Raw genomic sequence first — 19,409 nt, 5'->3', positions numbered from 1 at the left:
TTCAGTTGTTACATCAGAATCTTGGAAAGGAAGTCTTGCGCCCGTTCCGTTTGGGGATTGTCGAAGAAAGCTTCTGGCGTGTTGTTTTCCTGAATGTAGCCGTCGGCCATGAACCAGACACGGTCAGCAACAGACTTGGCAAAGCCCATTTCATGAGTAACCACGACCATCGTCATGCCTTGGTTGGCCAGCTCCTGCATGACGTTCAACACCTCTCCGACCATTTCGGGGTCTAAGGCAGAGGTGGGTTCGTCAAACAGCATCACCTTGGGATCCATGGCTAAGGCCCGTGCAATGGCAACCCGTTGTGCCTGGCCACCGGAGAGACTGCTAGGGAACGCGTCGGCGTGATCATCCAAGTTGACCTGTTTAAGAAGTTCGTGTGCCCGCTTGGTGGCTGCTGCGTCGTTGATGCCTTTGACCTTCATCGGTGCCAACTTAATATTTTCCAATACGGTCATGTTCGGGAAGAGGTTAAAGCCTTGGAAAACCATCCCCATTTCCTCTCTAAGTTCGTTAACGCGCTTAGTATCTAGGGTGGTCAAGTTTTCACCGTCAAAGTCCACTTCGCCGCTCGTCGGTGTTTCTAAGAGATTGAGACAACGTAGGAAGGTACTTTTTCCACCACCAGAAGGACCAATAACAACGATGACTTGCCCTGAATCGACTTGTTCCGTGATATCCTTTAAGACTTCGTTTTTACCGAAGCTTTTCGCGAGATTTTTAACCTCGATGATTGGTTTAGTCATGTTGCATTCTCCTTTCGAAGTAGTTCAGAATTCGAGAAGCGGTAAACGTCAAGATGAAGTAGAGTACCATGATGACGGCGATAGGTGCCACGCCTCGGTAAGTGTCGGACCGAACAATGTTGCTTTGGAAGATCAATTCGGAAACCCCGATGATAGAAACGATGGAACTGTCCTTGATCAAGGTGATAAATTCATTCCCAAGTGATGGCCAGATGTTCTTGAGGGCTTGCGGTAAGATGACGTAGCGCATGCTCAAACCACTGGACATCCCCAAGCTTCTAGCGGCCTCCGTTTGGCCGTCATCCACAGAATTGATCCCACCACGGATGTATTCGGCAACGTAGGCGCCAGAGTTCAGCGAAATCGCAATGATCCCGGAAGTTAATGCAGGGAGATTAACGATCAAGCCTAAACCGAAGTAAACGAACATGACTTGAACCATCATTGGCGTACCTCGGATAAATTCGACGTAGGCCGTGGCTAACCAACGTAAACCAGTCTTGACAGCACCGCCTTGACCCATCCGAGCGAGGGCCAAGATGACCCCAATGATGAACCCAAAGAAGACGGAACAAACGGTAATGATCAACGTGTATTCGATCCCGGTTAGGAAGGCTTTCCAGTAGTGAAACATGCTGGTGTTGACGGTGTTGGTCTTGAGATATTTCCCAGCAGCGGGAAGGTAAGTCTTGTTGACTAAGTTTTGCTTCTTGATTTGATCAACGGACTTGTTGGCAGCGGTAACTAGTGCAGTAGACCCTTTTTTGAAGGCAACAGAGGCGCTGGTATCGGAGGCACTCAGGTTAAAGTCACTAGGGATGGCAGCTAATTCCTTGTTGTTTGCCACGTAGGCCTGAGCAGAAGGTTTTTCCATGGCGACTCCTTGAATTTTGTGACTCTGGAGCGCGAGAATCAGGTCGGACACGGAGGTCATTCCCTTAACGGTCGTGCCACTCGTTTGTTTCTTAGACTCATTGTACATCGTAGACCCGGTTTGGGCCCCAATGGTCTTGTTCACGAAGGAATCTTTGTTCTTATAAATACCCTTGTCACTTTTGTTAATGACAATACTGTACCCACCTTGATAGTAGGTATGTGTGAAGTCAACGTTCTTTCTCCGAGCTGGTGTCGGGTTCATCCCAGAGATGACCATGTCGACCTTACCCGTCTGCAGGGCAACCAGCAGGGAATCAAAGGACATGGATTTAACGACTAACTTAACGCCCATATCCTTCGCAATCTTTTCTCCAACGGCCACATCCATACCGACAATTTTAGTTTTGCCGTGAACCGTGGCTTGAAATTCGTAAGGAGGGTAATCCGGCGAGGTCCCCATGACCAACGTTCCCTTCTTTTGAACCTTCGACAGTGATGTGTCAGTGGCGGCATTGGCCGTCGTGGCGGTCATCGTGGTAAAGCCGGTGACTAACGCTAACACGAGTGCGAAGAATAATACCAATCTCTTTTTCATATTCTGACTCCTCTATAATATAAGTTGTTGCCCTTGATTATAGTGGAGACTGCGTATTTATACAAGGATTATTTTAAAAACCAGCTTTTTATACATCTAATATTCGATTAAACAATGACGAGATCCCTTGATATATGGTAACTGGTGAAATTAATATACATTTCTTGATGAATAATGGAATTTTCAAGCTAGCCAATTGAATGAATTGAAAGTAAGTGCTAACATGTATAGTGTCTGTTTTATACGGATATCTAAAAAAATTTAGAAAAGAGGAGTTACGATGTCAGGACATTCTAAATGGCATAACATCCAGGGCCGGAAAAATGCTCAGGATGCAAAACGTGGAAAAATCTTCCAAAAAATCTCACGTGATTTGTACCAAGCTGCAAAAGCAGGTGGTCCTGATCCCGACGGTAACCCTCAACTTCGTTTGGAAATGGACAAGGCGCGGGCAGCTAACATGCCTAAAGACAACATCAAGCGGGCTTTAGATAAAGCTTCTGGTCTTGGTGGCGCTAAGTTCGAAGAAATTACCTACGAAGGCTACGGTCCAGCCGGGACAGCAATCATGGTTGCTGCCTTAACGGATAACAAGAACCGGACGGCTGCGGCTGTTCGTTCTGCCTTCACGCATCATGGTGGCGCATTAGGTGCAGCAGGTTCCGTTTCCTACATGTTTGATCGGAAGGGTTACATTGTAATCTTACGTGATGGCTTGGATACGGATGAAGATACGATGTTGATGGATGCTTTAGACGCCGGGGCGGACGACATGGAAACCACGGATGACGAATTCAAGATCTACACGGACTCAACTAGTGAGATCAGTGCGCGTGATGCCTTACAGGCTAAGGGTTACAAGCTTGATACTGCTGAAGTTCGGATGTTCCCACAAAACACGACTGAAGTGCCAGAAGCTAAGGCTTCTCAATACCAAGGCCTGATTGAGGAACTTGAAGACAACGATGACGTTTCCGATATTTATGAAGCTGCCGTTTTACCTGAAAACGTTGAATAGTACTTCTGAAAGAAGATTCCCAGCGGAGTCTTCTTTTTTTTGTGCTTTTTTGAAAAAATAAAATATTCGGCGTTCTTTTACGGAGTTAACTTAAAGCAACACGGGAGGTAGGAACGGTGATTAAACCATTTATTGAAAAATTACTAGCGCAGGCGATTGATCAGAAAGTCAGTGACATCTATGTTATTCCCCATCAAGCGGATTATCAGATTCGTTTTCGGCGGTTACAAGCCGTCACCATTTGGCAAACGGTGCCATTTGCAACAGGATTGCAGATAATGACTTACTTTAAGTTTCATGCAGACATGGCGGTTAGTGAGAATCGGCGACCACAAGTGGGGGCTCTGACCTGGACCCACGAGCAGTTGCCGGTAGAGCTTCGGTTTTCCACGGTTGGGGACTATGCCGGAAAAGAATCCTTGGTGATTCGGTTGATTTATCCATATACGGCGACACAAGCGGCTTATTTGGTGCCACAGCAAGCCACGACTTTGATGCAATTGGCAGGGAAACGGGGACTGATGGTATTTGCAGGACCAACTGGGTCAGGAAAGACCACGACCATGTACGCTACAGCAAGTCGACTATGCACGACGGCCTTGGTCTTGACGATTGAGGACCCCGTTGAGATCAAAGAGTCACGGTTCATTCAACTGCAGGTCAATCCAACGGCCGGGATGACCTATGCCGATTTGATCAAGGTGGGGTTACGTCATCGCCCGGACGTGTTTATTATTGGCGAAATTCGCGACCAAGTGACAGCCCAAGCGGCGGTGCGAGCAGCATTAAGTGGTCACCTGGTCTTGACGACCGTTCATGCGCGGAGTGCGGCCGGGACGATTTCGCGTCTGACTGAACTAGGCGTGTCTTTACAGCAACTTCGACAAGTCTTGACGGCGGCCTGCTATCAGCGCCTGATTCCACGGGTGACACAAGTGCCAGCCGTACTATTGGATATTTTAACTACGGATACAATTTGGGATGCAGCCAGTCAGATGACGGAAGGATGGCGACAGACTCTTGAGCAAGCAGTCCGTGCAGGAACGATTACAACAACAACGCAACAAAATTTTCGGGCGGGGTAGGTGGACTTTAACGCAGCAGGCCCAGTTTTGCCGCCTCTTAGCGGATCAACTTCAAAGCGGTTTTTCTCTAAAGCAAGCGGTCCATTTTATTTGTGTCGTTGCCAATGGTCTACCGAATGAAGTGGCTAATTTGGAGCTTCGTTTAGCGGCGGGAGCGGATTTTGTGGGATTAATGGCGCCTTATTTACAGGCAAACGTTTACTTTCAACTCGAACTGATGACAAAATATGGGGAATTGGCGCCAGCACTCGATCAAGCGGCTACATTGTTGCAGCTGATGGCTACGCAGCGTCGGCGACTACATCAGTTGTTGGTCTATCCCATGGGTCTACTTGCAAGTATGGCGTTAGTATTTGTCACGTTACGGGTGGTGATCTTGCCACAACTACAACAGGAGATGGGGCGCGACGGAATCCTAAGCAGGGGATGGCGGGACTACCTTGTGGTGGGGGGCAGTCTATTGATCGTGGGAACTAGCGCGTTGGGCTGGCGATGGTGGCATCGCCAGTCGAGCTTATTACGTGCCAAGTGGATCTTACATTGGCCGGTGGTGGGGCACCTTTTTCGTGCTTACTACGCCTACTATTTGACCCTCAATTTAAGTCAAATGGTACACAGTGGTCTCAGTATCAAGCAAATGCTGCGGGTATTAGATCAGTTGCCAGAGCGGGCGTTGCTGCATCAATTGGCGGCGGTGTTAGCACAACACTTATCGGTCGGAGACTTGCCGATCGTTTGGCTACGGAATCAGTCCTACATTCCCCCGCAGGTCATTATTCTCCTGCAAAAGGGGAGCACAACGCCCCAACTCGGTAGAGAGTTGACGGCGTATAGTCGCTTACAGTATCGGGAGTTAGTCCGCCGCAGTGAGCAGGGGTTGGCCATTGTCCAGCCCCTCTTACTAGGAATCGTTGCGCTGCTGATTGTGGGGGCCTATTTAAGTCTATTGTTACCAATGTATCAAAACTTACAGGGGGTCGCTTAATGCGTAAACGACAAGGTTTCACGCTGATTGAAATGACGATTGTCCTATTCATTATTTCGCTGTTAGTCCTGATTATTTTGCCAAACTTGAATGGTCAAAGACAGCGTGCTCAAGGGATCCATCGGGGGGCGATGACGACGGTCGTTCAGGGACAAGTCACGGCGTACATTGACGATTATGTTGCCGTGAATCACGTGGTACCAGACGTAACCTATGCCAAACTGACAGGCAAATATTTGACTGCTGATCAGGTCAAGAGTGCGAAGACAGAAGGCTTAGTTATCGATAAGAATGAAGTGAAACAAATCAAAGATGGCAAATAGACGAGGATTTACACTCTATGAGACCTTGTTAGTCTTAATGATGGTGACTGGCTTGACCGTATTAGTAGGATTTAAATCTTCTCAGCAACATCGATTAGTCGCCGAACGCGCTTTTTGGCCGGTCTGGCAGCAGATGTGGACGGCTGGTCGACAGTGGGCGATGACGCATCATACGACGGTCAATGTCAGCATTAATGCAAAGCAACACCTCGTTTCCCTATATCATGAGCATCATCGACTAAAGAGCCTGGAGATTCCTCAGTCACTGGAGCTGATTCATATGAACGGTGGCAGTGGGGACATTGATGCTGCAGGTGTCGCCCAAGGTCGTACGTTGGAGTGGCACAGTCGAATCGATCAGCGATGGATCTATCAGACATTTCAAATGGGAGGCGTTATCTTTAATGTTGAAGATGAAGAATTTCGGCGACCGCGGTGGGTGGACGCTCCCTGACGCGCTCATTGCCTTAAGCATTGTGGCGTTGACGGTTATCATGGTGCAACAGGTCTTGATGACAACGCAAGAACAGACACAGCGGCGTACGCACGCATTACTGGTGGCACGCCAACAACATGACCAAGCATTGGAACGCTGGTTGGCACAACAATGATGCGTCGTCAGGGATTTACACTCATTGAAACGGTGTTTGCACTGATGATTACAGCGGGGATGTTTTTACTGGTATCCGGGACTAGTCGAACGTTGATCCGTGGCATTCATCAAGATTCTTTAGCATGGTTGCAAGCAGTCCAGGTTTTGGAACGGCCAGGCAAGTATCAGTTGGTTAGAACGACTGGGGATGTCTTGGTCGTTAAGGATCATGATAAGCAGGGAAAATTACGTGAAATGAAGGCGCTGCTGGACAAGAAGGGTGTTTTAAAAATGACGGCGACGTTGCCGGGGAAACGTGCGACTCAGGGTTACTACCCGTTACTCAGACACGTGACCACAATTCATTGGCAGAATCTGGGGCATGGTGTCGTCAAACTTAGGCTTAAACAGGAGAATTTACCATGGCGAGAAACGCTAGTCGATTTACGCGGCGTCAAGGGTTCTTGACCTTATGGGCACTCTTATTTCTGGCGAGTGTGAGTCTTTTATTGACCTTGATTTCGGTGGGACAGGCGGGACAACGGGAGACCACAATGATTTTAACGACCGAATATCGGACGACAACGCGGCAAATTAATGGAGAAACTCAAGCGCAACACAAGTGGTCGCGTTGGTGATAAGCCGCAGAGTTAGCCAGAGATTAACCATAAAGTTGCTTGAATAAGTCTAGAAAAATCGGTAGTATAGATAGCGGATGCAAGTACCATGGAATTTCACAAGGAGGCGAAGCGCGCTGTCACAAGAACAGACTGAAGCACTATTTAAGGTCTTAGATGAGTCAACAACGACCTTACAAGCAGTGCTAAGTACATCTTACTTAGATGCGTTTATTGAGACTGGAGACAACTTGCTCAATGGTCAGGTCCAAGTGGAAGACGGTCGTCCCGCCGACAAGGTCGTGGCCCAATTGACTGATTTGTATGCGCAGGTCGATTGGCAAAGCTTCGATGCCGAGACGGTGCGACGAGCAGTTCAATTAGTGATGCTCAAAGCGATTCGGGTTGATGAGATTCAAGCAAACCATCAATTAACACCGGATACGATTGCCTATATCATGGGCTATTTGGTAACACGGTTGGAAAAGGGTAAGTCACATCTAACCTTGCTGGATCTTACGGTAGGGACGGGGAATTTGCTAACGGCAGTGTTATCACAACTAAAGGAAGTCGTTGCTGGTACAATTGACGCGTATGGAGTGGATAATGACGATACGTTATTGGCCATTGCTCAGACGTCGAGTGATCTTCAACGGCTCCCTATTGAACTGATTCACCAAGATGCTTTGGAACAGTTGTTGGTGCCAGCTAGTGATTTGATTGTGGCGGATCTGCCAATTGGGTATTACCCGATTGATGAGAACGCAGCTAACTATCAAACACGTGCGGTCGATGGTCATTCATTTGTTCATCATCTGTTGTTGGAGCAAGCCGTGAATCAACTGACTCCTGGCGGTATCGGGGTATTTTTAGTGCCTTCCCAACTCTTTCAGACGAAAGAAGCGAAGGGCCTGTTGAAATGGCTGCCTGCCAATGCCTACTTACAAGGCTTGTTGAACTTGCCAAGTGAGCTTTTCATGAACGCCAATGCCCAGAAGGCCATCCTGATTTTACAAAAGCCAGGTGCTGGGGCTAAGCAAGTTGAACAAGTGATGTTGGGAGAATTCCCTTCGTTTAAGAATCAATCAGCGTTTCAAAAGTTTGTTGCGGAAATCGTCCAATGGGAAGAGCAAAATCTACTGACGGACCGCGCATAAAAGGAGAAAAAAACCATATGGGAAAATCATTAGCAATTAACGCCGGTAGTTCTACGTTAAAGTTCAAGTTATTCCAAATGCCTGCAGAAGAGGTCATCGCCGAAGGGGCCATTGACCGGATTGGTTTGGGTAACTCATTGGTCGAAATCAAGTATGATAACGGTCAAAAGTACGAAACGCACGAAGACGTTAACGATCACAGTGCCGCTATTCAGTTGATGTTGAACCAATTGACTGCGTTGAAGATCATTACAGACTTCAATGAAATCACTGGTATCGGTCACCGGGTCGTTGCCGGGGGTCAAGAATTCAAGGATTCCGCCATCATTGACGATGAAGTTCTCCAAAAAATCAAGGATTTATCCGAATATGCGCCACTTCACAATCCTGCCGCTGCATTAGGGATTGAAGCGTTCAAAAAAATCTTGCCTAACGTGTTGAGTGTGGCTGTTTTTGATACTTCTTTCCACACGTCCATGCCACAAGAAAATTACATGTACGCTATCCCTTACGAATATTACGAAAAGTATGGTGCTCGTAAGTACGGTGCCCACGGGACGAGTCACCGTTACGTCGCTGGCCGTGCCGCTGCAATGCTAGGCAAGCCATTGAAGGACTTGAAGCTGATTACGATGCACCTGGGTGCTGGTGGTTCGATCACAGCTATCAAAGATGGCAAGTCTTTTGATACGTCAATGGGCTTCACGCCATTGGCTGGTATCGAGATGGCTACCCGTTCTGGAGATATTGATGCCTCATTGGTTGCTTACCTGATGGAAAAACTTAACATCGACAAGCCTAATGACATGATCAATATCTTGAACAAGAAATCCGGTTTAATCGGAGTTTCTGGTGTGTCTGCTGACATGCGTGACTTGGAAAAGGTTCAAGCTAAGAACCCACGTGCCAAGTTAGCACGTGACATGTTCATTAACCGGATTGTGCGCTACGTGGGGTCTTATCTGGCTGAATTAGGTGGAGCTGATGCCATTGTCTTCACTGCCGGCGTTGGTGAAAATGACATTATGATTCGCCAAGAGGTTGCTGATAAGTTGTCATACTTTGGCATCGGTGTTGATCCTGAAAAGAACGACATTCGTGGGGTTGAGCGTGATTTGAGTGTTGCAGGCTCAAAGATCAAGACCTTATTGATTCCTACTGACGAAGAGTTAATGATTGTTCGGGACATTGAACGGTTACGGAAAAACAACTAAAAATTGGTTTAATGAAGCAGTCCTTGCCGTGAGTAGCGGAGGGGCTGCTTTTTTGAGGAGATAGGCGAATTCTTTAGATGAATATATTTCATCTTATTATTATATAGATGAATAAAATGCAGACTTCATGCTGGTTCGCGCTATTTAGTTTGGCAAACTAACCAGCGTCAGAACTGGCATTCCGGGAGGTGGCGAGTATAATGAATTTCAACAAAGGGGAGATTAAGATGAAAGAAAGTCAACCAAATAACAACCAAGAATTATCCCGGGGGTTGAAGAGTCGCCACGTTCAGCTGATTGCGCTTGGGGGTACAATCGGGACCGGTCTCTTCTTAGGTGCTGGCCAGTCGATTCATTTAGCGGGCCCATCTATTTTACTGGCTTACCTAATTACGGGCATCATGTGTTTCCTACTAATGCGAGCATTGGGCGAACTATTGCTATCCGACCTGAATGTCCACTCTTACATTGATTTTATTCAACGATATTTGGGTGACAATATGAGCTTTGTTGCCGGGTGGACCTACTGGGTTTGCTGGATCACAATTGCCATGGCAGAAGTTACGGCGGCTGGACAATACATGCAGTTCTGGTTCCCACAACTTCCACAATGGGTTACCGCGCTAGTTCTGCTGGGTATTTTACTCACGTTGAACTCCGTGACGGTCAAGGCGTTTGGTGAAACGGAGTTCTGGTTTGCTATCATTAAAATTGTTGCCATCGTTGCTCTGATTTTGGCTGGCGCTTACATGGTGGTGGTCCACTTTCCGACACCAGCCGGACACGCTAGCGTCGCCAACTTGGTGAGCGGTGGATTCTTTGCGAATGGTGCCAAGGGTTTCTTCTTATCCTTCCAAATGGTCCTCTTTAGTTTCGTTGGGATTGAAATGGTGGGGATGACTGCTTCCGAGACAGCCGACCCCAACAAAGTGATTCCAAAGGCCATCAATGAGATTCCAATGCGAATTATTCTCTTTTATTTGGGCTCCTTATTAGCCTTAATGTGCATCTACCCCTGGCAAGCCGTTTCACCTACCAGTAGTCCCTTCGTTCAGGTCTTTAAGAACGTCGGCATTCAATCCGCAGCGGCAGTCATTAACTTTGTCGTGTTGACGGCGGCAGCGTCTGCCTGCAATAGTTCGCTCTTCACAACGGGACGGATGTTGTTCTCACTGACTTACCGTGGTAAGGGCCGGTTTGCTAAGCGCATGGGTAGATTATCCCGGGCTCAAGTTCCTGTTTCTGCACTGCGTTTCTCGACGATAGTCATTGCGGTATCGGTCTTCTTGAATTTTATCATTCCGGGGCACGTATTCGCATTTGTGTCCAGTGTGGCTACGACTTGCTTTCTCTTTATCTGGGGACTGATTGTGATTGCTCATCTGAAGTACAAGCGGCAACAGGCGACATTACCAGGTGCCACGGATCACGGGTTCCACATGCCATTCTTCCCACTGAGTGATTATGCTATTTTGTTGTTCTTGGTGATGGTTGCGGCGGTCTTACTCTTCAGAGTAGACACACTGATTGCCCTGATTGGATCAGTTTTATGGCTAATTGCCTTAAGTGCAGGTAAGTACCTGAAAGACCGACGCACGGCATCAGCCATTGACTCCGAGAACCAACGTTAGTCTAAATAAAAATATCGAGGTGTCAATCAGTGACTTAACATGAAGTCATTGAGGGACACCTCTTTTTTGAACTAGCTTCGGTGTTGGTCGATTTCTAAGATGACAGATGGAATTTCAAACAGCATCTGCTAATATTACTGGCGTTTATATCGTTCAGTCGTTCCAAAGTGACATTTAAGACTTGAGGCTGAAGGCCGACCCATCATAATCCAGATGCTACCTCAGACCAACTGCCGTCAGCCGAGAGGTCGGCAGATAGGGACTCAGGCGCGGCGTTCGTCCATCTGTCGACTAGTAAGACGATGACGAGATAACGTTGCCTAGTTTTAATCTCAGTATCGTTGTTAGCATAGTTATAATAGGTGTTTTAAAGCCTTCAATCTTTAGCTTATCTTGACGTGATAACAGCGAAAACAGGGTGGAAGTGCTACGATGAGAGTAACTAATTCAAACGGGGTGTTAAGTGATGAAACAAGTTAAAATTGCTGGTCAACAAGTACCAGCTATGGGAATCGGAACCTGGCATATGGGCGAACGGTCAGCGCAAAGAGAGACTGAAATTGCGGCAATTCAGGCCGGAATATCTGCCGGCGCGCGAGTCGTGGATACAGCTGAGATGTACGGCTCTGGAAAATCTGAAAACTTGGTGGGTGAGGCGTTGAAGCCTTTCAAACGGGAAGATATTTTCTTAATCTCTAAGGTGTTGCCCGAGAATGCGTCTCAGCGCCGTATGGAGGACAGTCTCGATGCGAGTTTACAACGACTACGGACGGATTACCTCGACGTTTATCTCTATCACTGGCGGGGAAGTGTGCCGCTGGCCGAAACGGTGGCTGAGTTGCAACGTTTGCAAACGACCGGTAAGATTCGCTCCTGGGGTATTTCTAACTTTGACATTGCCGATCTGCAGGAACTGTGGAATCTTCCAGGTGGCGACCAAGCCGTTGCCAACGAAGATCTCTACCACTTAGGCAGCCGTGGATTAGACTATGCCGTCTTGCCTTGGCAGCGAGAGCACGACTTGCCATTGATTGCGTACTCACCAATCGCACAGGGGGATTCTTGGGGCCATCATTTAACCACAACGCCTATAGTTCAGCAAATTGCGCAGGCGCATCACGCCACTATCTATCAAGTTTTGCTGGCATGGGTCGTTCGTAACCCACAAGTCTTAGCGATTCCGCAGACGAGTTCCGTGGCGCACATGGAACAAAACATTGCCGCCGCAGATCTGACGTTAAGCGCTGGCGAATTGGCCGCTTTGGATGAGCAGTTTCCGGCGCCGACCAGCAAGCAACCACTCGATATCATTTAAGGGGGAGTTCATATGCAATATTTTACCTCGGACACGCACTTTTTCCACGCTGATCTATTAGGAGACAATGATTTTGCCCCACGACCATTTTCCAGTGTAGAGGAAATGAACCAAACGATTATTGACAACTGGAACGCGCGCGTGGCGCCGACTGATACCGTGTACCATCTGGGCGACATTGCCCTGTACTTCACGAAGCCGGCCGTAAAATCTGACGAGGCGGTTACCGATGTTTTATCCCAACTGAATGGGCATCTCGAATTGATTAAAGGAAATCATGATAGTCGAGCGCTGTTTAAGTACCTATCTGCCCACAATCCAATTGATCACGGGCAGCCTAAGTTTTCTTTTCATGACGTGGGTGTGCTGATCAAGTACGATCATCGGCAGTACTATATGACACATTATCCAATGATGATGGGAATTGTAAATCAAATTATCAACTTACACGGCCATATTCACCACTACGCAGTGCCAGTCAAAGAAAACATCAATGTCGGCGTTGATACGCCCGAACAACGCTATCTGGCAGAACAGGTGCCATTTGGCACGCCATTTTCAACCAGTGAGATCGAGCAAATGGTGGCTGGCAAGGCGCAAGAGTTCCGCGACAAACAATAGCGCTTGACCGTTTCTCCCCGATGCCGTAGGATTAAAATCAGTGTTAAGAGGAGAATGAGAACATGGAACGGATTACCATCTTGCATACGAACGACCTCCACTCGCACTTTGAGAATTGGCCGCGCATTCGACGTTATCTGGCGACGAGTAAGGCCCAGGCCCAGGCAGCCGGGCACACGGTGTTCACCTTTGACCTCGGCGATCACGTGGATCGCGTTCATCCCGTGAGTGAAGCAACAAATGGGCAGAAAAACGTGGCGTTGATGAATCAGATTGGCTACGATGCAGTTACCATTGGGAATAACGAGGGCCTCGGATTTATGCGGGCCCAGTTAGACCATCTGTATGACCATGCGAATTTTCCGGTGATTGTGGGGAACATTCTTACCGAAGATACGCGTGAACAACCCAAGTGGGCGCTTGATCATGAACTATTTACGACCAAGGCGGGGACTAAGCTCTTGGTTCTCGGGTTGACCGCACCCTACAAGTTGACCTATCCGTTAGCAGGGTGGGAACCAATTGGGGTGAACCAAGCCCTCGGTGATTTGTTGGCTAAGTATGGTCAAGAGGCTGACGCTTGTGTGCTCCTATCTCATTTAGGATTGGATGTTGATCGCCAGATTGCCAAACGCTTTCCACAGGTGACGGTCATTATTGGCAGTCACACCCACCATTTATTGCCTCACGGTGAGCAAGACCAGCATAGTCTATTGGCCGCTGCTGGGAAATTTGGGCGTTACGTTGGTAAAATCGAACTGACTATGACGGCAGAGCATACTGTCGAAACAGCAACGGCTAGCGTGGTGGAAACGGCGACACTACCAGAACAGCCAGGGGACCAAACGGAAATCGATGGTCTTCTGGAACTCGGTCGCTCGATTTTGTCTGAGCAACGTGTAGCGGACCTTCCTGTAGCAATGGAGGCGGACCCCATTGGGCAACCCCGATTGGTGCGGGAGGGACTACATGCCATTGCCGAGTACGCGGGGACACAAGCAGCAGTGTTAAACGCTGGCTTATTCCTGGAAGACTTGCCTCGTGGTGTGGTCAACCAACGCCAATTACACGATCTCTTGCCCCACAACATGCACGTCATGACGGTCACTTTAAATGGGTATGACCTTTGGCGACTGGTTCAAGAATTCGAGCTCATGCGACTCTTCTTGCGGCGTTTTCCGCAAAAGGGAATGGGTTTTCGGGGCAAAATCTTTGGAGAATTGAACTACTTAGGTATTGCCTATGATGCTCAGACGCACCAGGTCACTTGGCGTGGTGAGCCACTTTCACCTAACCGGCAGTACAAGTTGGCGGTGTTAGACCATTATTTATTCATTCCCTTTTTCCCGACGATCTCTATTGTGGGAGAAAATCATATTTTATATCAAGACCTCTTGCGGGAAGTGTTTGCCAAGTATTTGGCACGTCACTATCCGTTAGCTGACAAGTAGAAAGGATGACGACGGTGGATCGTAAAGACTTAGAAGCCTTAGTTGCTGAACAACGAGAGAACCGAGAACCAGCCGCCGAAGTAGTTCGGGTGGATGAAACCCATCTGACCATTAATGGCCATCCCTATGAGGTGGTCACAGATGTCCGCGACGGTTTTGATTTTGCAGAATTTTCCCGACGATTCAGTACGATTTTAAGTAAATTTGATTATATTGTGGGTGACTGGGGATTCGAACAGTTACGCCTCAAAGGATTTTACGCGGAGGACCGGGCGGGTGCCAAACAAAACCAAATCGATTCGGTGCAGGATTATCTGTATGAATCGTGTAATTTTGGCTGTGCTTACTTTATTCTGCACAATTTAGACGTCAAAACGGCGCCCAAGCCACGCCGAAGTCGGCGGCGACGTAAGCCAACGGAAAATGGAACACCCCGTTCGGCAGCAGCCAAACCAGTTGCAAAGGCCACGGCAACCAAATCAGCGGCACCTAAAGCGACAGCAACTCCTGCTACCGGTGAAAAGGCTCAGCATGCGACCGCTAACAGCAATAATAACAGTCAGCATCGGCGTCGGCGGCGCTCCCGTCACCGGAATACGGCACATCCATACACCGAAGAGCGGCGAACGACGGTTAAGCCAGCACAACAGACGACCAAGACCGTGACCGTTGCCTCCGGTGGTCAGAGGCGGCGGCATTTTACCATTCGGCAGAAAAAAGAAGATTAGGGAGAGTTTGTGGTGAAAGATTATCAGGCATATTTGATTGACTTGGACGGAACGGTTTACGCGGGTTCCAAGCGTTATCCGGCAGCAAAACGGTTCGTTGAACGCCTACAAGCAGTTGGAACGGCATTTAAATTCGTGACGAATAATACGACGAAACTCCCCGTGGACGTGGTCGCCAATCTGGCGGACAACCATGACATCTACGTAACAACTGATAATGTTTACACGGCGGGGTTGGCAACGGCTGATTTTCTGGATCAACGCGCGGGTGATGGTGACCGAACTGTCTACGTCGTGGGTGAAATTGGCTTGCGTCAGGCGCTGATGGCTAAAGGGTTTACGGTCGATGAAGAGCACCCACGTTATGTGGTCGTGGGGTTAGACAGCGACGTGACCTATGAAAAGTTTGCCAAGGCTATCTTAGCGATTCGTAGCGGGTCGACGTTTATTGGCACAAATTCGGATTCTAATATTCCAAAGGCACGGGGATTAATGCCGGGAGCAGGGGCCTTAGTGGATCTCGTCCGTTATGCGACGCAGACGTCACCAATTTTTGTCGGTAAGCCCGAGCCAATCATTTTGCAGAATTCACTGGCTCAGCTGGGGGTGGCCCCACAGGATGCCTTGATGGTGGGAGATAACTATCAGACAGACATTCTTGCAGGAATTCATGCCGGAGTTGATACCCTGTTGGCTTATACGGGAGTTTCCACACCGGAACAGGTTGCCCAAGAGACGATTCAACCAACGTATACGGTGTCATCACTGGATCATTGGGATTTAGAGGTGGGGCCGCGTGAGTAGGTTAAATCGTTGGGGTGGTGTGACTGTCTTGATGCTAGCACTGATTACGTTAAGCATTACGTTGACTATCAATGCGGTTTGGCTATACCGGTTAGATATTCATTGGCTGGGGATTACGCATCTGGTACAGATGGCTCCTCAGCGAATTATGCACAATTATTATCAGATGTTGGGGTACCTCGAATTGCCTTGGATCACCAACCTTAATATGACCGATTTTCCCACGTCATATACGGGGATGATTCATTTTGAGGACGTGAAACACCTATTCTTGCTGAATAACGTTGTTTTATTGGTGACGGTGGTTCCGGCCGGAATGTATCTCCGTCAGCTCCATCGGCGTGCGGAACAATGGCGTCTGCTACGCTCAGCACAGGTTGCTGCGGTGGTACCGCTTGTCTTGGCCGCAATGATGGCAGTTAACTTCAACGGCTTCTTCGTGGCCTTTCACAAGGTCCTCTTTCGTAACAACGATTGGTTATTTGATCCGGACTTAGATCCAATTATCACGGCATTGCCAGACACGTTCTTCCTACATTGTTTCATCTTAGCCTTCGCGTTGTTTGAAATTGGTGTGGGTATCCTGTATTGGCGGGGTAAGCGCGCTATTAAGAATGCATAAAAAATAGGCAATATCGTCGGTGGTAGCTGACGATATTGCCTATTCTTATACAATTAATTTAAGTTAATCATCTTCGGGGACACGGTTAGGATTCTGAGGATGACTGCGGCCCTTTAGCCAGCCAACGATAGCAGGAATCAGGGAAATAACGATGATGCCCAGCACGACGGCGGAGAAGTGTGCCTTGACGAAGGGAATATTGCCGAAGAAGTACCCACCCCCACAGCAGATGACGACCCAAGTGATCGCGGCACTTGCATTGTAGGCGATGAACCGACGGTAAGGGAATTGGGAGCCCGCCGCGGTAAAGGGAACGAATGTCCGAATGATGGGCATGAATCGTCCCAGAAAAATGGCGAGGGGACCGTGTTTGCGGAAAAACTTTTCGGATTGTGCGAGTTTATCCTTATTGATCAGCCGACCGAACCAGGAATGGTTGGACAGAGCGGCTCCTGCCTTTCCGCCTAAATAGAAGTTCAGAGAATCGCCGGCAATCGCTGCTAATAAGAAGAGACCGCTAAAAATCCAAATATTCAATCCGTATGCTGGGTTGGCGGCTAAAGCAGCCGCAGCGAACAGTAGTGAGTCACCAGGTAAAAACGGTAGAATCACGGCGCCAGTTTCAATGAAGACGATGGCAAATAAAATCAGGTAGGTCGATCCACCAAAGGTATTGACGATATTGACCAAATGATCATCGATGTGTAAGACAAAATCGATTAGGTATCCCATTAAGTTACTCCTTATAAGCTAATTTGAATGTACCCACATTGTAGTGGGTTTTTATCCCGCCGTCAGCGGGTGCAGTGAAACTTAAGAAAAACATGACGTTTATTGAAAAGGTGTGTCCTGCTCGCCACGGTCATCGTGGGCAAGTCGTGCAGCTGCTGCTGCGGCCACGGCACCAACCAGGTCATCTAAGAAAGTATGAATGATGCCCGGTTCGTGCGCATTAAGGTGAGCTAAGATACCGGGCTTTACACGATCAATATAGCCATAGTTGGTAAAGCCAATTGAACCATAGATGTCAACAATGGAAAGAGCCATGGTCTCGTCCACGCCATAGAGACTCTCATCACGCTCGACAATTGTTTGAAGGGGTTCCAGCAATTCGTGTTTTTCAGCGGCGATGTCGAGCTGTATGCCAGTAATGATCGCGTTTTGGACTTCTCGCTTATTGAGTACTTTTTGGACGCTATCTTCGGCTTCGGCTAACGTGAGGTTTTGAATATAGTCTTTTTGCAAGAAAATAACAAGTTCAGCAATGGCATCTAAGGAAACACCCCGTTGGTTAAGCAGATCAATGGTTCGTTCGCGTAGGGCGGTAGTTGGTTTAGTCATAAATAGGTTCCTCCATCAAAATAAGTGTTATCTATTAAGTATAGCACCGATGCCGTGAGTTGCATTTTTTCTTCCGGGCGGTGATAATAGTAGAGATAGAAAGTGTTTAAAAGATATGGAGGATAATTATGACAAAGTTTCCACAAATTGATTTGGCTAACGCCAGGGGCCCGCAAGTAACGATTGAAACGTCCATGGGAACCATTCAGCTGCAGCTCTTCCCCGAGCAAGCACCAAAGACAGTTGAAAACTTTGTGACTCACGCAAAAGCGGGTTACTATGATGGCCTAACTTTTCACCGGGTCATTCCAAACTTTATGATTCAAGGTGGCGATCCAACCGGTACGGGTATGGGTGGTGAGAGCATCTGGGGTCAACCGTTTGAAGATGAATTTTCTCAAGAATTGTACAATTTGCGTGGGGCCGTTTCAATGGCTAACGCTGGTCCCAATACGAATGGCAGTCAGTTCTTCGTTGTTCAGGACACGGATATGACTGATCAGATGCAGGCACAAATGAAGGATGCGGGCTTCCCCGAAGAAATCGTTGATGCCTATAAAGATGGTGGGACACCATGGTTAGATTTCCGTCATACTGTGTTTGGCCAAGTCATCAAGGGGATGGACGTGGTTGATGCCATTGCTAAAGTGAAGACGGATGCCAGTGACCAACCAGCAACGCCTGTCACAATGGATAAGGTTACAGTCACTGAGTAGGAACGCATCTTTTTATAGAAGGAAGGTGAACGCATGGCATTTGCAATTGGCCAGCGAGTCACGGGACGAATCACCGGGATTCAACCGTACGGCGCATTTGTAAGCTTAGGCGGTCACCGGCAAGGTCTCATTCATATTTCAGAGTGTCATTGCGGGTATGTTAAAGATATTCATGACTACCTTAAAGTTAATCAAGAGGTCAACGTGGTCGTGTTAGATGTTGACGAGTACACCGGGAAGATTAGCTTGTCGATTCGTTGTTTAGAGCACGTAGAACATGGTGCTGAGTTAAGCGAACACCAACATCGACATTATTGGACCAATCATCGGGTCAACATTGGGTTCAAACCAATTGCTGATCATTTGGAAGGCTGGAAGGCGGAAGCACTACGACAATTAGACCAGTCAGAGACATCCTAATGGGTGTCTTTTTTATTGAAAAGAGAGGTGTGACTGGCAATTCTTCAAGGCAGATTGCTATCTCTCTGGGGTGGGAACACCTAGTTTTGGCTTTTCGTGGATTTTATTTCAGATTTTGCTTGACCTGTTCGTGGAATATTGATAAGATATTCTCTGTTGCCGTTACGACAACTTGAATGCATAAAAATTAGATTTATGGATAGCCATACAAATTAAAATTTGTGCTTGACGAGCTAAACTGCAACTGATACAATGATTTATGTTGTCTGTTACCGAGATCGACAAAATTGATTCTTTCTTGGATATTGAATATATATTCAAAGGAAATTAAAAAAGTTGTTGACAAGGTTTTGGCGACATGATATACTTTAAAAGTTGTCACGGAGCGTTTGCTTCTCTGATAACTTGGTAGACCTTTGAAAACTGAACATTGTTTCGACAAACCAAATATGTGTAGGGCGGTTTGATACTTGGTATCAAACCCGAAATATTTATTTGCGAAGTCAATTCGCTTTAAAAATGTAACAACAATCGATGAGCTATTCAAGC

23 protein-coding genes are annotated in these 19,409 nt (G+C 47.7%); 19 read left to right on the top strand and 4 right to left on the bottom strand.

All coding sequences use genetic code 11. The features are described from left to right. Positions 1–8: 8 nt before the first annotated feature. Complete coding sequence (locus EKM89_RS02310) at positions 9–749, bottom strand: amino acid ABC transporter ATP-binding protein (protein ID WP_125685555.1); 741 nt, start codon at positions 747–749, stop codon at positions 9–11. Then, positions 742–2,220 (bottom strand): ABC transporter substrate-binding protein/permease, encoded by a 1,479-nt coding sequence (locus EKM89_RS02305; RefSeq protein ID WP_125685554.1) that lies wholly within the window; start codon positions 2,218–2,220, stop codon positions 742–744. The genes EKM89_RS02310 and EKM89_RS02305 overlap by 8 nt, the downstream gene beginning before the upstream one ends. A gap of 280 nt (positions 2,221–2,500) precedes the next feature. Here EKM89_RS02305 and EKM89_RS02300 point away from each other — a divergent pair, with 280 nt between their 5' ends. From EKM89_RS02300 to EKM89_RS02220, 17 genes are all read left to right on the top strand, one after another. Further along, positions 2,501–3,238 carry a YebC/PmpR family DNA-binding transcriptional regulator gene (locus EKM89_RS02300; protein WP_125685553.1) on the top strand — a complete coding sequence of 246 codons (738 nt, stop codon included), beginning with the start codon at positions 2,501–2,503 and terminating at the stop codon, positions 3,236–3,238. 116 nt (positions 3,239–3,354) lie between these two features. Further along, positions 3,355–4,323: a competence type IV pilus ATPase ComGA gene (comGA, locus tag EKM89_RS02295; RefSeq protein WP_125685552.1), complete on the top strand. Its 969-nt coding sequence runs from the start codon at positions 3,355–3,357 to the stop codon at positions 4,321–4,323. Continuing rightward, entirely contained in the window at positions 4,259–5,308 is a 1,050-nt protein-coding gene (locus EKM89_RS02290; RefSeq protein ID WP_225421796.1) for a type II secretion system F family protein, read from the top strand. The genes comGA and EKM89_RS02290 overlap by 65 nt, the downstream gene beginning before the upstream one ends. Beyond that, the gene (locus tag EKM89_RS02285) at positions 5,308–5,631 is read left to right on the top strand and encodes a prepilin-type N-terminal cleavage/methylation domain-containing protein (RefSeq protein WP_125685550.1); all 324 of its coding nucleotides are present in this window, start codon (positions 5,308–5,310) and stop codon (positions 5,629–5,631) included. Before EKM89_RS02290 ends, EKM89_RS02285 begins: the two co-directional genes overlap by 1 nt. Beyond that, positions 5,621–6,085, top strand: coding sequence for a type II secretion system protein (locus EKM89_RS02280; protein WP_125685549.1), 465 nt, complete (start codon positions 5,621–5,623; stop codon positions 6,083–6,085). Before EKM89_RS02285 ends, EKM89_RS02280 begins: the two co-directional genes overlap by 11 nt. After that, the gene (locus EKM89_RS02275; RefSeq protein ID WP_125685548.1) at positions 6,036–6,242 is read left to right on the top strand and encodes a hypothetical protein; all 207 of its coding nucleotides are present in this window, start codon (positions 6,036–6,038) and stop codon (positions 6,240–6,242) included. Before EKM89_RS02280 ends, EKM89_RS02275 begins: the two co-directional genes overlap by 50 nt. Continuing rightward, complete coding sequence (locus tag EKM89_RS02270; RefSeq protein ID WP_125685547.1) at positions 6,239–6,691, top strand: competence protein ComGF; 453 nt, start codon at positions 6,239–6,241, stop codon at positions 6,689–6,691. The genes EKM89_RS02275 and EKM89_RS02270 overlap by 4 nt, the downstream gene beginning before the upstream one ends. Continuing rightward, positions 6,646–6,861: a hypothetical protein gene (locus tag EKM89_RS02265; RefSeq protein ID WP_125685546.1), complete on the top strand. Its 216-nt coding sequence runs from the start codon at positions 6,646–6,648 to the stop codon at positions 6,859–6,861. Before EKM89_RS02270 ends, EKM89_RS02265 begins: the two co-directional genes overlap by 46 nt. A gap of 77 nt (positions 6,862–6,938) precedes the next feature. Next, complete coding sequence (locus EKM89_RS02260) at positions 6,939–7,997, top strand: class I SAM-dependent methyltransferase (RefSeq protein WP_125685545.1); 1,059 nt, start codon at positions 6,939–6,941, stop codon at positions 7,995–7,997. 17 nt (positions 7,998–8,014) lie between these two features. Next, positions 8,015–9,211, top strand: a complete 1,197-nt coding sequence (locus EKM89_RS02255) for an acetate/propionate family kinase (RefSeq protein WP_125685544.1) — start codon at positions 8,015–8,017, stop codon at positions 9,209–9,211. A gap of 227 nt (positions 9,212–9,438) precedes the next feature. Further along, entirely contained in the window at positions 9,439–10,842 is a 1,404-nt protein-coding gene (locus EKM89_RS02250) for an amino acid permease (protein WP_125685543.1), read from the top strand. A gap of 466 nt (positions 10,843–11,308) precedes the next feature. Next, positions 11,309–12,157 (top strand): aldo/keto reductase, encoded by an 849-nt coding sequence (locus tag EKM89_RS02245; RefSeq protein ID WP_125685542.1) that lies wholly within the window; start codon positions 11,309–11,311, stop codon positions 12,155–12,157. Positions 12,158–12,169: 12 nt separating this feature from the next. After that, positions 12,170–12,778, top strand: a complete 609-nt coding sequence (locus tag EKM89_RS02240; protein WP_125685541.1) for a metallophosphoesterase family protein — start codon at positions 12,170–12,172, stop codon at positions 12,776–12,778. A gap of 62 nt (positions 12,779–12,840) precedes the next feature. Further along, positions 12,841–14,229 (top strand): bifunctional metallophosphatase/5'-nucleotidase, encoded by a 1,389-nt coding sequence (locus tag EKM89_RS02235; protein WP_125685540.1) that lies wholly within the window; start codon positions 12,841–12,843, stop codon positions 14,227–14,229. Between the two features lie 5 nt (positions 14,230–14,234). Then, positions 14,235–14,957: a YutD family protein gene (locus EKM89_RS02230; protein WP_125685539.1), complete on the top strand. Its 723-nt coding sequence runs from the start codon at positions 14,235–14,237 to the stop codon at positions 14,955–14,957. Positions 14,958–14,969: 12 nt separating this feature from the next. Further along, complete coding sequence (locus EKM89_RS02225) at positions 14,970–15,761, top strand: TIGR01457 family HAD-type hydrolase (RefSeq protein WP_125685538.1); 792 nt, start codon at positions 14,970–14,972, stop codon at positions 15,759–15,761. Further along, positions 15,754–16,383 (top strand): TIGR01906 family membrane protein, encoded by a 630-nt coding sequence (locus EKM89_RS02220; protein WP_125685537.1) that lies wholly within the window; start codon positions 15,754–15,756, stop codon positions 16,381–16,383. The genes EKM89_RS02225 and EKM89_RS02220 overlap by 8 nt, the downstream gene beginning before the upstream one ends. Before the next feature lie 63 nt (positions 16,384–16,446). On the opposite strand, the gene EKM89_RS02215 is transcribed toward EKM89_RS02220, so the two are convergent. Together EKM89_RS02215 and EKM89_RS02210 are read right to left on the bottom strand one after the other, a co-directional pair. Beyond that, positions 16,447–17,115: a VTT domain-containing protein gene (locus EKM89_RS02215; protein WP_125685536.1), complete on the bottom strand. Its 669-nt coding sequence runs from the start codon at positions 17,113–17,115 to the stop codon at positions 16,447–16,449. Positions 17,116–17,214: 99 nt separating this feature from the next. Then, the gene (locus tag EKM89_RS02210) at positions 17,215–17,724 is read right to left on the bottom strand and encodes a phosphatidylglycerophosphatase A family protein (protein ID WP_125685535.1); all 510 of its coding nucleotides are present in this window, start codon (positions 17,722–17,724) and stop codon (positions 17,215–17,217) included. 128 nt (positions 17,725–17,852) lie between these two features. Here EKM89_RS02210 and EKM89_RS02205 point away from each other — a divergent pair, with 128 nt between their 5' ends. Both EKM89_RS02205 and EKM89_RS02200 read left to right on the top strand, forming a co-directional pair. After that, positions 17,853–18,440: a peptidylprolyl isomerase gene (locus EKM89_RS02205; protein ID WP_125685534.1), complete on the top strand. Its 588-nt coding sequence runs from the start codon at positions 17,853–17,855 to the stop codon at positions 18,438–18,440. Between the two features lie 33 nt (positions 18,441–18,473). Beyond that, positions 18,474–18,860 (top strand): CvfD/Ygs/GSP13 family RNA-binding post-transcriptional regulator, encoded by a 387-nt coding sequence (locus tag EKM89_RS02200; RefSeq protein WP_125685533.1) that lies wholly within the window; start codon positions 18,474–18,476, stop codon positions 18,858–18,860. Positions 18,861–19,409 lie beyond the last annotated feature (549 nt).

Origin of the sequence: Levilactobacillus fujinensis (genome assembly GCF_003946335.1) — a bacterium.
GTDB classification, from domain to species: Bacteria; Bacillota; Bacilli; order Lactobacillales; family Lactobacillaceae; genus Levilactobacillus; species Levilactobacillus fujinensis.
The sequence above is the reverse complement of the archived record's forward strand: the minus strand, read 5'-3'. Positions and strand labels throughout refer to the sequence as shown.

Coding starts and splice junctions, on each gene's coding strand:
- EKM89_RS02310 (WP_125685555.1), bottom strand. CDS start 749: ATGACTAAACCAATCATCGAGGTTAAAAATCTCGCGAAAAGCTTCGGT.
- EKM89_RS02305 (WP_125685554.1), bottom strand. CDS start 2,220: ATGAAAAAGAGATTGGTATTATTCTTCGCACTCGTGTTAGCGTTAGTC.
- EKM89_RS02300 (WP_125685553.1), top strand. CDS start 2,501: ATGTCAGGACATTCTAAATGGCATAACATCCAGGGCCGGAAAAATGCT.
- EKM89_RS02285 (WP_125685550.1), top strand. CDS start 5,308: ATGCGTAAACGACAAGGTTTCACGCTGATTGAAATGACGATTGTCCTA.
- EKM89_RS02280 (WP_125685549.1), top strand. CDS start 5,621: ATGGCAAATAGACGAGGATTTACACTCTATGAGACCTTGTTAGTCTTA.
- EKM89_RS02275 (WP_125685548.1), top strand. CDS start 6,036: ATGTTGAAGATGAAGAATTTCGGCGACCGCGGTGGGTGGACGCTCCCT.
- EKM89_RS02270 (WP_125685547.1), top strand. CDS start 6,239: ATGATGCGTCGTCAGGGATTTACACTCATTGAAACGGTGTTTGCACTG.
- EKM89_RS02265 (WP_125685546.1), top strand. CDS start 6,646: ATGGCGAGAAACGCTAGTCGATTTACGCGGCGTCAAGGGTTCTTGACC.
- EKM89_RS02260 (WP_125685545.1), top strand. CDS start 6,939: ATGCAAGTACCATGGAATTTCACAAGGAGGCGAAGCGCGCTGTCACAA.
- EKM89_RS02255 (WP_125685544.1), top strand. CDS start 8,015: ATGGGAAAATCATTAGCAATTAACGCCGGTAGTTCTACGTTAAAGTTC.
- EKM89_RS02250 (WP_125685543.1), top strand. CDS start 9,439: ATGAAAGAAAGTCAACCAAATAACAACCAAGAATTATCCCGGGGGTTG.
- EKM89_RS02245 (WP_125685542.1), top strand. CDS start 11,309: ATGAAACAAGTTAAAATTGCTGGTCAACAAGTACCAGCTATGGGAATC.
- EKM89_RS02240 (WP_125685541.1), top strand. CDS start 12,170: ATGCAATATTTTACCTCGGACACGCACTTTTTCCACGCTGATCTATTA.
- EKM89_RS02235 (WP_125685540.1), top strand. CDS start 12,841: ATGGAACGGATTACCATCTTGCATACGAACGACCTCCACTCGCACTTT.
- EKM89_RS02230 (WP_125685539.1), top strand. CDS start 14,235: ATGACGACGGTGGATCGTAAAGACTTAGAAGCCTTAGTTGCTGAACAA.
- EKM89_RS02215 (WP_125685536.1), bottom strand. CDS start 17,115: ATGGGATACCTAATCGATTTTGTCTTACACATCGATGATCATTTGGTC.
- EKM89_RS02210 (WP_125685535.1), bottom strand. CDS start 17,724: ATGACTAAACCAACTACCGCCCTACGCGAACGAACCATTGATCTGCTT.
- EKM89_RS02205 (WP_125685534.1), top strand. CDS start 17,853: ATGACAAAGTTTCCACAAATTGATTTGGCTAACGCCAGGGGCCCGCAA.
- EKM89_RS02200 (WP_125685533.1), top strand. CDS start 18,474: ATGGCATTTGCAATTGGCCAGCGAGTCACGGGACGAATCACCGGGATT.